Annotated in this window: 15 protein-coding genes; 5 read left to right on the plus strand and 10 right to left on the minus strand. The window is 69.2% G+C overall.

Annotation, left to right across the window (positions count from 1 at the left end; all coding sequences use genetic code 11):
• Positions 1-12 precede the first annotated feature (12 nt).
• Positions 13-1,257 (minus strand): MFS transporter, encoded by a 1,245-nt coding sequence (locus GQ57_RS31960; protein WP_031402357.1) that lies wholly within the window; start codon positions 1,255-1,257, stop codon positions 13-15.
• A 406-nt stretch (positions 1,258-1,663) separates the two neighbouring features.
• Here GQ57_RS31960 and GQ57_RS31965 point away from each other — a divergent pair, with 406 nt between their 5' ends.
• Complete coding sequence (locus GQ57_RS31965) at positions 1,664-3,337, plus strand: methyl-accepting chemotaxis protein (protein WP_031402358.1); 1,674 nt, start codon at positions 1,664-1,666, stop codon at positions 3,335-3,337.
• Positions 3,338-3,528: 191 nt separating this feature from the next.
• Complete coding sequence (locus GQ57_RS31970) at positions 3,529-4,137, plus strand: EpsG family protein (protein WP_034199957.1); 609 nt, start codon at positions 3,529-3,531, stop codon at positions 4,135-4,137.
• Here GQ57_RS31970 and GQ57_RS31975 read toward each other — a convergent pair.
• The 4 genes from GQ57_RS31975 to GQ57_RS31990 are packed head-to-tail and all read right to left on the minus strand — an operon-like array spanning position 4,106 to position 9,003.
• Positions 4,106-4,981, minus strand: a complete 876-nt coding sequence (locus GQ57_RS31975) for an efflux RND transporter periplasmic adaptor subunit (RefSeq protein ID WP_014897260.1) — start codon at positions 4,979-4,981, stop codon at positions 4,106-4,108. The two genes, GQ57_RS31970 and GQ57_RS31975, sit on opposite strands and share 32 nt — an antisense overlap.
• A gap of 12 nt (positions 4,982-4,993) precedes the next feature.
• Complete coding sequence (locus GQ57_RS31980; RefSeq protein WP_031402360.1) at positions 4,994-5,197, minus strand: DUF1656 domain-containing protein; 204 nt, start codon at positions 5,195-5,197, stop codon at positions 4,994-4,996.
• Positions 5,194-7,395 carry an FUSC family protein gene (locus GQ57_RS31985; protein ID WP_034199958.1) on the minus strand — a complete coding sequence of 734 codons (2,202 nt, stop codon included), beginning with the start codon at positions 7,393-7,395 and terminating at the stop codon, positions 5,194-5,196. The genes GQ57_RS31980 and GQ57_RS31985 overlap by 4 nt, the downstream gene beginning before the upstream one ends.
• A gap of 15 nt (positions 7,396-7,410) precedes the next feature.
• Positions 7,411-9,003, minus strand: coding sequence for an efflux transporter outer membrane subunit (locus GQ57_RS31990; RefSeq protein ID WP_031402362.1), 1,593 nt, complete (start codon positions 9,001-9,003; stop codon positions 7,411-7,413).
• A gap of 157 nt (positions 9,004-9,160) precedes the next feature.
• Between GQ57_RS31990 and GQ57_RS31995 the strand changes: the two genes are divergently transcribed.
• The gene (locus GQ57_RS31995; protein ID WP_031402363.1) at positions 9,161-10,102 is read left to right on the plus strand and encodes a LysR family transcriptional regulator; all 942 of its coding nucleotides are present in this window, start codon (positions 9,161-9,163) and stop codon (positions 10,100-10,102) included.
• 117 nt (positions 10,103-10,219) lie between these two features.
• Positions 10,220-10,384, plus strand: a complete 165-nt coding sequence (locus tag GQ57_RS43470; RefSeq protein WP_162836111.1) for a hypothetical protein — start codon at positions 10,220-10,222, stop codon at positions 10,382-10,384.
• A gap of 59 nt (positions 10,385-10,443) precedes the next feature.
• On the opposite strand, the gene GQ57_RS32000 is transcribed toward GQ57_RS43470, so the two are convergent.
• From GQ57_RS32000 to wrbA, 4 genes are read right to left on the minus strand one after another with little or no spacing between them, the layout of a single operon-like run.
• On the minus strand, positions 10,444-11,274 hold the full coding sequence (locus GQ57_RS32000) for a metallophosphoesterase (RefSeq protein WP_031402364.1): 831 nt from the start codon (positions 11,272-11,274) through the stop codon (positions 10,444-10,446).
• Between the two features lie 25 nt (positions 11,275-11,299).
• On the minus strand, positions 11,300-12,721 hold the full coding sequence (locus GQ57_RS32005; RefSeq protein WP_031402365.1) for an FAD-binding oxidoreductase: 1,422 nt from the start codon (positions 12,719-12,721) through the stop codon (positions 11,300-11,302).
• Positions 12,722-12,739: 18 nt separating this feature from the next.
• The gene (locus tag GQ57_RS32010) at positions 12,740-13,132 is read right to left on the minus strand and encodes a DUF2069 domain-containing protein (protein ID WP_031402366.1); all 393 of its coding nucleotides are present in this window, start codon (positions 13,130-13,132) and stop codon (positions 12,740-12,742) included.
• A complete protein-coding gene (gene wrbA / locus GQ57_RS32015) occupies positions 13,129-13,740 on the minus strand; it encodes an NAD(P)H:quinone oxidoreductase (RefSeq protein ID WP_034199960.1) in 612 nt (203 codons plus the stop codon). Before wrbA ends, GQ57_RS32010 begins: the two co-directional genes overlap by 4 nt.
• 145 nt (positions 13,741-13,885) lie before the next feature.
• Between wrbA and GQ57_RS32020 the strand changes: the two genes are divergently transcribed.
• Positions 13,886-15,214, plus strand: a complete 1,329-nt coding sequence (locus GQ57_RS32020; protein ID WP_034199961.1) for a YihY family inner membrane protein — start codon at positions 13,886-13,888, stop codon at positions 15,212-15,214.
• A 16-nt stretch (positions 15,215-15,230) separates the two neighbouring features.
• Here the strand turns inward: GQ57_RS32020 and GQ57_RS32025 are convergent, their stop codons facing one another.
• Entirely contained in the window at positions 15,231-15,548 is a 318-nt protein-coding gene (locus GQ57_RS32025; protein ID WP_034199962.1) for an Mpo1-like protein, read from the minus strand.
• Positions 15,549-15,626 lie beyond the last annotated feature (78 nt).

The following is a 15,626-nucleotide window of genomic DNA, read 5'->3' on the forward strand; positions in this document are numbered from 1 at the left end:
GCGGCCGCCCCGTCACGCCGGCTTGCGCCGGCTGCGGCTGCCCTCGAGGTTCGGCAGGAACACCGTCAGCACGCCGATCAGCGGCAGGAACGAACACACCTTGTAGACGAACGCGATGCTCGTCGCGTCGGCGAGCTGGCCGAGCACGGCCGCGCCGACCCCGCCGAGACCGAACGCGAAGCCGAAGAACAGGCCCGCGACCATCCCGACCTTGCCGGGCATCAGTTCGGTCGCGTACACGAGGATCGCGGCGAACGCCGACGCCAGCACGACGCCGATGATCACGGTCAGCACGCTCGTCCAGAACAGGTTCGCGTACGGCAGCAGCAGCGTGAACGGCGCGACGCCGAGGATCGAGGCCCAGATCACGTACTTGCGGCCGATCCGGTCGCCGACGGGCCCGCCGATCAGCGTGCCGGCCGCCACGGCCGCGAGGAACACGAACAGGTGGATCTGCGCGGCCTGCACCGACAGGTGGAACTTGTCGATCAGGTAGAACGTGAAATAGCTGTTGATGCTTGCCAGATAGAAGTACTTCGAGAACACGAGCAGCACCAGCACGCCGATCGCGCCCATCACGCGGCCGCGCGACAGCGTCGGGTGGCCGGCCGCCGCGGCCTTCTTCTTCATCGACGGATGCTTCTTGTACCAGTGGCCGATCTGCGTGAGCACGATCATCGCGACCAGCGCGGCCGCCGAGAACCACGCGATGCTGTGCTGGCCGTGCGGAATGATCACGAGCGCCGCGAGCAGCGGCCCGAGCGCGGAGCCCGCATTGCCGCCGACCTGGAACACCGACTGCGCGAGCCCGTGCTGGCCGCCCGACGCCATCCGCGCGACGCGCGACGATTCGGGATGGAACACCGACGAGCCGCAGCCGACGAGCGCCGCGGCCACCAGCAGTATCGGGAAACTGGGGGCGACCGACATCAGCAGCAGCCCCGCGAGCGTGAAGCCCATGCCGACCGGCAGCGAATACGGCTTCGGACGCTTGTCGGTATAAAGACCGATCAGCGGCTGCAGCAGCGACGCGGTGATCTGGTAGGTGAGCGTGATCAGGCCGATCTGCGCGAACGACAGCGCGAACTGGCTCTTGAGCATCGGGTAGATCGCGAGGATCAACGACTGGATCATGTCGTTGAGCATGTGCGAGAAACTGATTGCGCCGAGCACCGGATAGACGGTGCGCGCGACGGGCGGTGCGGACGGCTGGGCGGCGGCTGCGCCGGCGGTGCCGGTGTCGAGGCTGGTTTCCATGTGAGAGCTGAACGAGTTGAGGTGGCGGGCGCGCTCTGCTGGGGATCGGCGCGTCTTGAATCGTTGTTGCGTCAAAGAAGTGTAATGTGGCGTATCGAGAATGTCCTGCCAAGTTTTGTCGTGAATCGGACATTCCTCCGCGCGACCGGCCGGTGCCCGGTTTTTTGGCCGGGTATAACGCTGGCGGCGCGTTCGCACGGCGGCGAGCGGGGCGCCCGGGCCGGTGGGTGGTTTACCGGACTCAAGAAATGGCGGCGGCGGCCGTAGAACGACCCAATGACAACAGGCGCGCCGCGCCCGGCACCGGCTATCCGCCGTGCGGGCGCAGGACGTGCGGCATGGCCGGCCGTCGCGGGAATGCTGGAACCGACCTTTCCGGCTGCGTGATCAATACGGGGATATATCGATGAAAGCAGCATCTCTGCATCCACAGCCCGGTGCGGCGGCCGCCGCACCCGACGTGGCCGCCGGTCGCGCCGTGCGACGACCGCGCGCGGCGCGCCGCGCACGCCGGCCGTGGACCGTCAAGGCGACCTTGCGCGCCGCGTTCGCGATCCTGCTGGCGGGCACGCTGGCGATCGGCATGTTCTCGCTGTGGCAGATCAGCCGGCTGAACGGGTCGATCGCGTCGGTTTACGAGCAGGGCCACGTCGCGAGCCGCGCGGCGCAGGAGGTGCGGGCCGAGGTGCTGCACGCGAGCCGGGCCCAGAAGATGCTGCTGACCGCGACCACCGCGAAGGAGCGCGACGAACTGGGCGCCGAGGTCGGCGCGGGGCTCGCGTCGATCGGCCAGGCGCTCGGTACGCTGCAGCGCTACGCGGATCCGTCCGATGCCGACGATTCGGCGCGCTTGCGCGCCTTTTCGACGGCAGTGGGCGCGTGGAGCGCGCATCTGCGCGATTTCGTCGAGCTCGTGCGCGCGCAGCCGCTCGACCTGTCGCAGATGAACTGGCAGGTCGGCACGCAGGACGTGTCGTTGCTGGTCGAGACCGGCAAGCTCGAGAAACTCGTCGCCGAGCTCGTGAAGACGCGCGGCGCGAAGTCGAAGGCGACGCTCGATGCGTCCGCCACCATCTTCTCGTCGTCGTTCGCGATGATCGCGGCGATGACGGCCGCGCTGATCGTGCTCGCGATCGTGATCGCCGAGCGCGTCGTGCGCCGGCTCGCGTCGCAGCTCGGCGGCGAGCCCGCGCATGCGAAGGCGATTGCCGCCGACATCGCGCGCGGCGACCTGACGCGGCCGATCGTGCTCGGCAGGCACGACCGCGACAGCATGGTGCGCGCGCTGTCCGAGATGCAGACGGGGCTCGCGGCGACCGTCGGCGAGATCGCCGTCAGTGCCGAGGCGATCGCGGCCGCGTCCGGCGAGATTTCCACCGGCAACCTCGACCTGTCGAAACGCACCGAGCAGCAGGCCGTCGCGCTCGAGCGCACCGCGGCCAGCATGGAGCAGCTCACGTCGACCGTACGGCAGAACGCCGAGAACGCGCGGCAGGCGAGCGCGCTCGCGGCCAATGCATCGGCCGTCGCGGAGACCGGCGGGGAGGTCGTCGGGCGCGTGGTCGCGACGATGAGCGAGATCGACGACAGCGCGAAAAACATTCGCGACATCATCGGCACGATCGAGGGGATCGCGTTCCAGACCAATATTCTGGCGTTGAACGCGGCGGTCGAAGCCGCGCGCGCCGGCGAGCAGGGGCGCGGTTTCTCGGTGGTCGCGGGCGAGGTCCGGCTGCTCGCGCAACGCGCGGCGACTGCGGCGAAGGAGATCCGCTCATTGATCGGCGCGTCGGTCGAGCGTGTCGCGAACGGCGCGGCGCTCGCGCACGACGCGGGCCGCACGATGGGCGACGTCGTGCGGGCCGTCAAGCGCGTGACCGACATCATCGGCGAGATTTCGGCCGCATCGGACGAGCAGAGCGCCGGGATCGACGAGATCGGCCGAGCGGTCACGCAGATGGACGCCGGCACCCAGCAGAACGCGGCACTCGTCGAGCAGGCGGCAGCCGCGGCGAACGCGCTCGACGAGCAGGCGCAGGCGCTGAAATTGCTGGTCGGGCGCTTTCGCATCGCGGCCTGAGCGCCGCGCGGTCGCGGGCCGGCCAGCCGCGACGCGCGCATGCCGGCGCCGCCCGTGGTTCGATGACCGGACCGGCAGTCGCACGGCGCGCAATCCCCTACAATGCGCTACCACACGGCTGGGGGGGAGCGCCCGCGGCGCGTGCGCGCCGGTAGCGGGGCGGCGGCGCGCCGGGCGGGTCGTCGACAACAATGACGGCGATGATTTACCTGAGCGGATACCTGTGCGTGCTCGTCGCGGCCGCGATCGGCCTGCGCACGCGCGTGACTGCCTGGCGGTGGCTTGCGGCGGGTATCGCGCCGGCTGCCGCATTCGCCGTACTGCGCGGCCGGACGGGTACCGACACGGCGAGTTACCAGGACATCGTGGCCGGCGTCTGGAGCGGCAACCTGAAGTTCGTGCCGCGCACGCACGAGCCCGGCTTCGTGTGGCTCGTGCGTGCGCTCGAATGGGTCGGGCACGATCCGCGCATTGCGACGGCGATCCCGTCGTTGCTGATCGTCATCGCGTTCGGACGGACGGTCGAGGATGCGTCCGTGTTCGCCACGCTGGTCTTTCCGTTGTTCTTCTACGATATGGCGATGAGCGGGCTGCGCTACGGTCTCGCGTTCTGCGCGGCGAAGATCGCGTCGGACGCGGATCGGCGCCATCGGTTTCGCGATGCGGTTGCGCAACATGCTCGGCGAATCTGGGCTCGGCCCGTCGCCGTTCCTGCCTTACCGGTTCTTCTGGCAGTGACGCGGCCGGGGGACGCCGGCCGCTCCGCGCTTACGACTTCTTCTGCTTGTCGGGATCGATGATGACCGTGCAGGTCGTGCCCGCCGACAGCACCACGTCGGCCGGCACCTCGTCGATCCGGATCCGCACCGGCACGCGCTGCGCGAGGCGCACCCAGTTGAAGGTCGGGTTCACGTCCGCGACGAGGTCGCGGCTTTGCGGGTTGTCGCGGTCGTAGATGCCGCGCGAGATGCTTTCGACGTGGCCCTTCATCACGCCGCCGCTCATCAGCCGCATTTCGGCCGGCGCGCCGATCTTCACGCGCGGCAGCTTGGTCTCCTCGAAGTAGCCGTAGACCCAGAACGAATGGCTGTCGACGATCGCGAGTTTCGCCTGGCCGGCCACCGCGTAGTTGCCCTTGAACGTCTGCAGGTTCGTGATGTAGCCGTCGACCGGCGCGACGACGCGCGTACGCTCGAGGTTGAGCTTCGCGGCGTCGAGCGCGGCGATCGCCTGCTGGTACTGCGCATCGGCGCTCGACGCGCTGTGGGCCGCGTTCTCGCGGTTTTCCTTCGACACGACGAGCGCATCGAGGTCGGCGCGGCGAGCCGCGTCGTCGCGGCGCATCTGCAGCTCCGCGCGGCGTGCGGCGACGGCCGCCTGCGCCTGTTCGACCGCGATCTGGTAGTGCGACGGATCGATCTGCATGATCAGGTCGCCCTTTTTCACGAGCTGGTTGTCATGCACGGGCAGCTCGACGATCGCGCCCGATACGTCCGGCGCGACGTTGACGATCTCGGCGCGCACGCGTCCGTCGCGCGTCCACGGATCGTCCATGTAATGCACCCACAGCGAGCGCCCGATCAGGATCGCGACGAGAAGGATGACGGCGGTCGCGACGAAGCCGAAGAGTTTTCTGAGAATCATGATGGTTCGGAATCAACGGTAAACGGCGAGACTCAGTCCGCCGCACATGCAGACGAGGAGGCAGGCCCGGAACAGCGAAGGGTGCCAGACGAGGCGGTAGAGGCCCGTATAGGCGAGCAGGCGGTCGACGGCCCAGGTCGCGAGCGCGCCCAGGACGAACATCAGCACCACCGTGGGCATGTAGGCATCGAGAATGGCGATTTCACGCGGCATCATGACGAGGCTCCAGGTTGTTGTCGTACCGGGCCGTCGCTGTCGAGCGCGGCGAGCGGCGATTCGGGGTCGAGCAGCGCCGTGCGCACGAAGTGCAGGTGGCTCAGGATGCGCTGCAGCCGGTGGCGTTCTTCGCGTGACGGCGTGAACGCGTCGAGCGTCTGCCGGGTCGCGTCGATCGCGTCGTTGACCGCGGCGAGCGTTGCATCGAAGCGTTCGCTGTCCGGCCGGGTGAACAGCGAGGACAGCGCGGTGCGCATCGTCTCGATCGCGCGCCGCCACGGCATCGTCGGCGCATAGCGCGGGTCGGGCGGCAGCGTCGCCAGCTCGTGGCGCAGGTCGATCGCCGCGTTGCCGGCCTCGAGCACCGCGAACATCCAGCGCAGCGCGTCGCGCTGCACGTCGGGCTGGTCGGCCGACAGCGTATGCGCCTGGTACATCAGGTCGCGCGCGCCGCTCTCGAAGCGCGTGCGCAATCCGGCGAGCCGCGCGTGGCAGGCCGCGACGGCCTGGTGGCGCAGGTCGGCGAACAGCCGCTTCTTGAGCCACGGCGCCGTCGGCGGGAACAGCACCGCGAACGCGATCGCCGATACCAGCATCGACAGCAGGAGCGCGAGGGCGTCGTTCATGAAGCTCATGGGGTCGTAGTGCGTGATGCTGTCGGGGCCGGCGAGGAAGCAGAAGAAGATCAGGTAGCCCGCCCCGTATCCCGCGAGCTTCGGCTTCAGCGTCATGTAGATGCCGATCGCGAGCAGCGGCGCGAGCGCCGCACACAGCAGCAGGAAGCCGTCGATCCGCGGGTAGATGCCGAACGTCAGCAGGAAGCCGGTGCAAACGGCCAGCGCCGTGCCCATTCCCATCTGGGCGGCCATCGCGGTCGGGCGCGGCGCCGACGACGCGAGCGCGCAGGTCGCCGCGGCGTTCAGCACCAGCATCACGCCGCTCGGCCAAGCGGTCTCGATCCAGAACCAGCCGAGCACGAGAATCACCGCCGCGGTGCGGATTCCCGCGATCGTGGCGGCCGTTGCGTTGGTGCGCGGCTCGTAGCGTTCGATCCAGCGTTCGCGCTCGTGCGTTGCGGTCGCGAGCGACGCATAGGTCGCCGCGTATTCCTGCAGGTCGGTGATGAAGCGGTACAACAGTTCGGCGGCCGTGTCGAAGTCGAGCAGCGGGAAGTCCGGCTGCGTTTCGCATTCGGCGCGCGTCGCGCGGATCCGGCGCGGCAGGGCGTCGCGCCACGCGAGCAATTGCTCGGCGGAGTGCGCGGCGTCGATCGACGTGCGCACGGGCTCGCCGTTGCGGGTGAGCAGCGGCGCGATCTCGCGGAAATACGGTTCGATCGCATCGATCGCGGCTTGCGCGCCGGCCGCGTGCAGTCGGTTCATCAACTGGTGCAGCGCGTGAAAGCGGCTCGACGCGCTCATGAACTCGCTGTTCAGCCGTGCGAGGCGGCCGCTGCGCATGCGCGTGTCCGGGTGCTCGAACACGGCCATGCTGCGCGCGGCCTCGAAGCCGACCACGTCGGCGACGAAGCGCGTGTGGATGGTCTCGATGTGCGCGCGATCGAGCTGGCCCGACAGCGCCGACGCGACATAGTCGACGAAGCTGCCGAAGCGCTTGCGCACCGTCGTGCGCATCTGCTCGCCCGTGTACTGCGGAAACACGAGCGCGCTGACGACGCCCGCCGACACGATCCCGATGATGACCTCGGACACGCGCGTCATGGCGCTCATGAATGCGCCGTCCGGATGCTGCGACGCGGGCAGGCCGATCAGCGCGGTCGTATAGCCGGCGAGCAGGAAGCCGTAGCTGCGGAAGCTGCGGTTGCGCGCGGCGCCGGCGGTGCACAGGGCGATCCACAGCGCGATGGCCAGCAGAAACAGCTGCGGCTGCTGCGGGAACAGCCCGATGAACGTGAGCGTCGCGATGAGCCCGAAGATCGTGCCGGCGACGCGGTAGAAGCTTTTCGCGAGCACGGCGCCGCTTTGCGGCTGCATCACGATGAACACCGTGGTCATCGCGGTCTTCGGCGCCGGCAGGTCGAGCCGCATCGACACGCCGAGTGCGATGAAGGCCGCGAGCAGCGCCTTGAACAGGTAGAGCCACGCGGCGCCGTCGGTGCGGGCCCAGTCGCCGAAGGCGGCGTACCAGGCCGCGAACGGGCCGCCGGCGTAAGTGGAAGCGGGAGAGGAGGCTGACATGGCGGTCGCTCCGCGTTACCGTGCGGCCGGCATGCCGGCCGCGCCGGCGGTCGCGACCTGCGCGGGCCGTACCGCCGCCACGGGCCGTGCGCCCGATGCGGCGGCAGGCGCCGCTGCGCCCGCGGCGGGTGCGTCGTGCGACTGCGGCGGCGTGTCCGGCATGTCCTTGCCCGTCTCGACGCCGCCGCCGAGCGCGGTCATCAGCTGCGCATGCGCGGTGAGGCGTTCCGCGTCGATGCGGGTGGCGGTTTCCTGCGCGCGCAGCAACTGCTGCTGCGCGACCAGCACGTTCACGTAGTCGGTCAGCCCGCGGCGGAAGCCTTCGCGCGACAGCCTGTAGCTGCGGTCGTTGGCCTCCACCGAGCGTGCGGCGTCCTTCTTCTGCGTATCGAGGGAGCGGATCCGCACGACCTGGTCGGCGATGTCCTTGAGCGCGTCGACGATCGTCTGGTTGTAGCGCTCGACCGCCTGGTCGTAACCGGCGTCCGCCGAGCCGAGCTGCGCGCGCAGCCGGCCGCCTTCGAAGATCGGCAGCGACAGCGCGGGGCCGGCCGTCCAGCCGCCGTTCATCGCGCGCAGGAAGTCGGTGAACGGCGCGGTCACGCCGAAGCCGCCGACCGTCGCGAGCAGGTCGATGTTCGGGTAGAACGCCGCCTTCGCGACATCGATGCCGCGCGCCTGCGCGTCGACGGTCCAGCGCGCGGCGACGACGTCCGGGCGACGGCCGAGCAGGTCGGCCGGCATCGCCGACGGCAGGCCGGCCGGCGCGTCGAGCGCGAGCTGCGGGCGCTTGAGCGTGTCGCCGGCGCCCGGGCCCTTGCCGGCCAGCGCGGCGAGCTGATGGCGCGCGAGCTGGATCGCCTCTTCGTAGCTGTCGATCTGGCGCTCGTAGTCGGGCAGCGTCGATTCCGCCTGGCTCACCTCGAGCTGCGTGCCGATGCCGGCCTGCAGCCGCTTGCGCGCGAGATCGGCGAGCGCGCGCTGGCGTTCGAACGTTTCGTGCGCGAGGTCGAGCAGCGCATAGTTCATCGACATGTCGACGTACGCACGCACGATGCCGACTTCGAGGTCGAGCTTCGCCGCACGCGCGTCGGCGGCGGTCGCATGCGCGGTATCGAGCGCGCGCTCGGTCGTGTTCTTGTCCTTGCCCCACAGGTCGAGGTGGTACGACAGGCCGACCGTGCCGGTGTTGTTCCAGGTGTCGGTGTTCGCGAGCGGGCCCGGGCCGTAATACACGTTGTCGGGCCAGTGCTGGCGCATCAGCGACAGGTTGCCGTTGATCTGCGGCAGCTCGGCCGAGCGGGCGACGCGGGCCATCGCCTGCGCTTCGCGCACGCGCGCCTCGGCGGCCGCGAGCGTCGGGCTGCCGGCCAGGGCGGTGGCGATCCAGGCGTCGAGCTGCGGATCGCGGTATGCGCGCCACCAGTCGGCGGCGGGCCAGCCCGCGTCGCGGTCGGCCCCGCGGATCGCGGCGCCGGCGTCGAGCGCGTTCGCCTCGATGCGGGCCGACTGCGGCTTGTTGTCGCCCATGCCCGCGCATCCGGCCATTATTAATGAGACTGCAAGAACCGCCAGTGCGAGCGTCCCTTTTGTCGCCGGAGACTGCACGATTTTCTCCCTTTCGGATATAGATGAGTCGGAGGCGATTATATTTTTCAGTGATTCCTGAATAAATGGACAATGGTGCAAGTCATTTTTACGAATCCTGAGACAATACTTGTTGGCCTCTGTGCAACAATCCGTCCGGATTCAAACGGGTATTGGGATGGATACGTTACAAAACATGCGGGTGTTCGTCCGTGTGGTCGACGCGGGAAGCTTTACCGCGGCCGCCCAGCAGATGAATTCGACGACCGCCTACGCGTCGCGCGCGATCTCGGATCTCGAGGCGCACCTGCGCACGCGCCTCCTGAACCGCACGACGCGCCGGATCGCGCTGACCGAAGCGGGCGAGCGCTACCTGCAGCGCTGCGAGCAGATCCTCGCTTACGTCGACCAGGCCGAGGCCGAGGCGGGCGATGCGCATGCGCGCCCGTCGGGCAAGCTGAAGGTCCATTGCTTCACGAGCCTCGGCCAGCACTATCTGGTGCCGGCCATCGCGCGCTATCGCGAGCGCTACCCGGAGGTGCACGTCGAGCTGACGCTCGCGCAGCGGATGCCCGACCTGCTCGACGAGGGGTATGACGTCGCGATCGTCGTCGGCCGCGACCTGCCCGATTCGGGGCTCGTGTCGCAGCGCCTCGGCGAGAGCTACAGCGTGGTGTGCGCGTCGCGCAGCTACGTCGACGCGCAAGGCGCGCCGCAGCGGCCGGCGGATCTCGCGCAGCACGTCTGCCTCGGCATGGTCACGCCGGGCTTTCAATTCGACGAATGGGCGCTGGCGGGGCCGAACGGCGACGAGGTCGTCCCGATCACGGCGCCGCCGTTTCGCGTGAACGTCGCCGAGGCGCTCGCGGTGGCGGTGCGGGAAGGGATGGGGATCGGCGGGCTGCCGGTCTATTCGGCGATCGGCTGGCTGCGCAGCGGGCACATCGTGCGCGTGATGCCCGAGTACCGCTCGCACGTGATGAACATCTATGCGCTGTATCCGTCGCGCCAGTACCTCGACGCGAAAATCCGCACCTGGGTCGATTTCCTGCGCGACGAGCTGCCGGCCACGCTCGCCGCCGACGAAGCGGCGCTCGAGCAGTACACGCATGCGACATGACGGCGCGGTTGCCCCTGTTCTGACCAGATTTGTCCTTCACGCAACATTTTTTTACGGATGTGTGCCGGACAGTTTGATATTGTGGGAACCAATGAGATACGTCACCCCGGAGTAGCAATGGATACGCACCTGATGATCGGCCTTGGAGTCCTGCTCGGCGCGGCCGCGGCCGCCGCGGCGACCCGCGACCTGCTGCGCGCGATGAAGGCGAAGGCGCGGATGAAGCCGGTTCCGGTGCGGGTGCGCGCGGAGCGGCCCGAGGCGCGCCGTATCGATCGCTGATCCGGCGGCAGCGCCCCGGAAAGGGCGGGCCGCGCGATGCGGCCGCCCGTGCTCGGTGCTCAGCCGAGTTCGACCACCTTGTCCCACGCGAACGCACCGTTTTCCCGCTCGCCCGTGCGCCGGTGAATATAGCCGCGCGGGTTGCACACCACGCGGGTGCCGCCTTCGGCAATGTAATCGAATGACGTATGCGTGTGGCCGTGGAGCCACAGATCCACCGGCGGCCGGACGAGTTCGGCCAGGTCCGTGATGAACCCCGCCGAAGCAGGATCGTCCGCGTAGCGTTCCGCCAGCGAGCGCCGATGCGGCGCATGGTGCGTGACGACGATCGTCCGGCCCTCGAACGGCGTCGCAAGCTGCGCTTCCAGCCATGCACGGCCTTGCCGGTGCAGCGCGATCGCGTCGGCCGGCGCGAAATCCCGTTCCGGCCCGCCCGGCGCCGCATGCAGCGCCGCGTCCTGCGGCCAGGTCACCTGGATCAAGCCCTTGAAATCGAGCATCACGCGCAGCGCGGCGGCGATGGAGCCGGCCATGCTGGCGTCGTCGTCGCCGAACAGCGAAAAATCGCTCCAGAGCGTCGTGCCGAGCACGCGGAAGCGCCGTTCGGGATCGACGTAGACGTCGTTGTTCAGGTAATGCACGTTGTCGAGCGTATGCGCCGCGTCGCGCATCGCCGTTTCCAGCGCGCCGAATTCCCCGTCGTAGTACTCGTGGTTGCCCGGCACGTAGATCACCGGTACGGCCGGGTCGAAGGTTTCGGCGGCCCAGCGCAGCCCTTCCGCGTGATTGTGGATGTCGCCGGCCAGTACGACGAGATCCGCGTCGGCATGCGGAATCGTGTCGGGCTGGTTGCCTTCGAGATGCAGGTCGGACAGGACGCGGACTTTCACGGGCTTCGCTCCGGAGTGGGCGGCTTCAGCGCAGGACCTTGCCGGGATTCATCAGCCCGCGCGGGTCGAGCGCGGTCTTCAGCGTGCGCATCAGCGTCGTTTCGACCGGCGACTTGTAGCGCTGCGCATCGTCGATCTTCAGCTGGCCGATGCCGTGTTCCGCGCTGATCGTGCCGTGGTGGCGGTGCACGTTGTCGTACACGATCCGGTTGATCGGCGCCTGGAACGCGGCGAGGAACGCCTTCGGATCGCCGCCCTCGGGCATCTGCACGTTGTAGTGGAGGTTGCCGTCGCCGAGGTGGCCGAACGTGACCATGCGTGCGCCCGGCGCCGCCTGCTGGATCGCCGCGTCGGTCTCGTCGATGAAGCGTGCGATCGACGAGATCGGCACCGCGATGTCGTGCTTGATGTTGAGTCCCTCGTCGGCCTGCGCCAGCGGAATGTGCTCGCGCAGATCCCAGAACGCGCGCGACTGCGCCAGATTCTCCGCGACCACCGCGTCGACCACGAGCCCGGCCTCGAACGCTTCCTCCATCAGCTTCTCGAACAGTGCGCGCGCATGCGCTTCGCTTTCGTTGTCGGACAGTTCGAGCAGCACCGTCTGGGCATGCGTCTGCGCGAACGGGTAGCGCAGTTGCGGATAGTGCTTGCCGACCAGCTGCATGCAGAAATCCGACATCAGCTCGAAGCCGGTCAGCAGCGGCCCGGCCGCGCGCTGCGCGAGCGCGAGGAAATCGAGCGCCGCGTGCGGCGACTCGAGCGCGGCGAGCGCCGTGACCTGGGCGGCCGGCAGCGGATGCAGCTTCATCACGGCCGCCGTGATGATTCCGAGCGTGCCTTCCGCGCCGATGAACAGGTCGCGCAGGTCGTAGCCCGTGTTGTCCTTGCGCAACCCGCGCAGGCCGTCCCAGATGTCGCCCTGGGGCGTCACGACCTCCAGGCCGAGGCACAGCTCGCGCGCGTTGCCGTAACGCAGCACCGCGGTGCCGCCCGCATTGGTCGACAGGTTGCCGCCGATCGTGCAGCTGCCTTCCGCCGCGAGGCTCAGCGCGAACAGCCGGCCGCCTTCGCGGGCGCGCGCCTGCACGTCTGCGAGGATCACGCCGGCCTCGACGGTGATCGTGTTGTTGTGCGGATCGAGCGCACGCACGCGATTCAGCCGCGCGACGCTCAGCACGGCCTGGCTGCCGCTCGCATCGGGCGTTGCGCCGCCGGCCAGGCCCGTATTGCCGCCTTGCGGCACGAGCGCGATTCCGTGCGCGTTGGCGAGCTTCACGAGTGCGGCGACTTCGGCCGTGCTCGCGGGCTTCAGCACCGCGCATGCGGCACCCTTGTAGCGGCGGCGCCAGTCGGTCAGGAACGGTTCGGTATCGTGCGGAGCGGTCAGCACATGGTCGGCGCCGATCGCGTCGCGGCACGCGGAAACGAAAGCTTCGGAAGACATCATCACCTTGTCGCGTAAGGGTCAGGACGCGGCGCGCGGCTTTTTCGCCGCGCGCTTGAACGGCGCGACGTAAGCCAGCGCCGCCACGAAGAAGCCGACGGCGAGCGCGGTCTCGCACCAGCCGAGCGTCGCGGACAGCCCGCGATCGGACATGCCGCGCACGACGCCTTCGGCGAGGTAGACGAGGATCAGCATGCTCGCCCACTGCATCGTATAGATGTTACGCCGCCAGACGCCGGGCAGCGCGAGCGCGAGCGGCACGGCCTTGAGCATCAGCGCGGAGCCGCCCGGGCGCAGCGGCGCGAGCCACAGCTCCCATGCGAGCGACAGCGCGATCAGCGCGACGAGGCACGCCGCGGCGATCCGCGCGTGGCGCGGCCGGGCCGCGACGGCGGGGCGGACGGGGGCGTTCATGCGGCCCGGGCGTCGGAGAGGGCGGCGGCCGCGCGCGCGAGCCGCACGCCGAGCGCCGCGGCGAGCGCCTTTTCGTCCGCCGACAGCCCGGTGGCGGCCGAGCGGTCGTGCTGCGCGACGTGCGATGCGCCGTACGGCGTGCCGCCGGTGCGGGTCGTGCTGAGCGCGGATTCGGTGTAAGGGATCCCGACGATCATCATTCCGTGATGGAGCAGCGGCAGCATCATCGACAGCAAGGTCGATTCCTGGCCGCCGTGCAGGCTGCCCGTCGACGTGAACACGCTCGCCGGCTTGCCGGTCAATGCGCCGGACAGCCATTGCGGCGTCGTGCCGTCGAGGAAATACTTGAGCGATGCGGCCATGTTGCCGAAGCGGGTCGGCGAGCCGAGCGCGAGGCCCGCGCATTCCTCGAGATCGCGCAGTTCGGCGTACGGCGGGCCGTCGGCGGGAATGTCGGGAGCGGAGGCTTCGCAGACGGTGGACACCGGCGGTACGGTGCGAATGCGGGCCTGCATGCCCGGTACGCTGTCGATGCCGTTCGCGATTGCCAGCGCGAGATCGCGCGTGGCGCCGTGACGGCTGTAATAGAGGACGAGGATGTCTTTCATGGGCTACGGGGCCGCGTGCGGCCGCGCGCGTGCCCGGTGCGGTCGGCCCCTGCTGGAATCGAGCGGCTATTATAGGGGCTGAAGCCGTCGCGCAGCGCGACGGCGGCGCGCCGCCGGGCGCGCGGTATCGTGAAGGAGAAGCCGTTTGCCGAAGTTGAGCGTCGATCTCGACACCCTCAAGCGCCTCGCGCGGTTCGCGGCCCGGCGCAGCGCCGAGGATCGCATCCCGCAGGTGGCGGGCAGCCTGACCTTCACGACGATGCTGGCGCTCGTGCCGCTCGCGACGGTCGCGTTCGCGCTGTTCACGGCGTTTCCGATGTTCGCGTCGTTCCAGATCTCGCTGCAGGGGTTCCTCGCGGATCACCTGATGCCCGCGCAGTTCAGCATCCAGATCTTCAAGTATCTGAACCAGTTCGCGTCGAAGGCCAAGGGGCTCACGACGGCCGGCTTGATCGTGCTCGTCGTCACGTCGGTGATGACGATGATGACGATCGAATCGGCGTTCAACCTGATCTGGCGCGTGCGCAAGCCGCGGCCGTTCGCGCAGCGCGTGCTCGCGTACTGGGCGTTGATCACGCTCGGCCCGCTGCTGTTCGGCGTGAGCCTGTCGATCTCGTCGTACCTGTTCACGCAGTCGCTGGCGTTTACGGGGGCGGCGCCGTCGACGTCGATCGTCGAGTGGCTGCTCGCGCTGGTGTCGCTGCCGCTCACGGTGCTGGCGTTCACGCTGCTGTACGTCTACCTGCCGAACTGCACGGTCGCGTGGCGCGACGCCGTGATCGGCGGGCTGTTCGCGGCGGTCGCGTTCGAACTCGCGAAGCGCGGGTTCGGCTACTACGTGCGGCGGATTCCGACCTATACGGCCGTCTACGGCGCATTTGCCGCGCTGCCGGTGTTCCTGCTGTGGGTGTACCTGAGCTGGTTCATCGCGCTGCTCGGCGCGATGGTGGCGTCCGCGCTGCCGGCGATCCGGGTCGGCCAGTTCCATCGCATCCACTATCCGGGCAGCGACCTGCTCGACGCCCTCGACCTGCTCGCGCGGCTGGCCGACGCACGCGCGGCCGGCAAGCGCGGCTACACGGCGATGCGGCTCGCGACCATGTTGCGCTGCGACATGGAAACCGCGCAGCGGCTGCTGACGACGATGGAGGAGCGGGAGTGGATCGCGCGGCTGGACGGCGGCGGCGACGCGACGCCGCGCTACATCATGCTCGCGAACCCGGAGCAGCTGACGCTCGCGCATCTGTTCGACGTGCTGGTGATCGACCGTACGGAGCTGACCTACCAGTTGCAGCGGCGTCATGGTCATGTCGACGGCGCGGCGCTGCTCGCGGTGCTGTCGAGCGACCGCTTCGACGTGTCGCTTGCGACGCTGATCGCCGCGCACCGGCCCGCCGGCGCGCAGCCGGCCGGCGGCGCCGGGCGCGCGGACGGCGTGTCCGACCCGCACGCCCGGCCGCCGCGGCCCGCGTGAGCGCGGCGGCCGGCGGTTACAGCGGGATCTTGCCGGTACAGATGTCCTTGAACATCACCCAGTCGCCCATCAGGCTGTAGACCGGGTGCCGGAACGTGGCCGGGCGGTTCTTTTCGAAGAAGAAGTGTCCGACCCACGCGAACCCGTAGCCGCAGACGACCGCCGCCGGCAGCCACAGCCAGTCGCCGGTTGCGATCGCCATCGCGACGCAGCCGATCACGCCGAGCGAGCCGACGAAGTGCAGCCGTCGCGACGTCGGGTTCTGGTGCTCGTTCAGGTAATACGGGTAGAAATCGGCGAAGCGGGCGAATTGTTCCGAATGCGTGTGCGCCATGGCGGTCTCCTCGGGCCGCAGTCGATGGGATCATTGTGCGGCGGGCGGGCCGCATCCGCAGGGGGGGGCGGCCCGCCC

This window comes from Burkholderia sp. MSh2 (assembly GCF_000731655.1).
In the GTDB taxonomy this organism is placed as follows: domain Bacteria; phylum Pseudomonadota; class Gammaproteobacteria; order Burkholderiales; family Burkholderiaceae; genus Burkholderia; species Burkholderia paludis.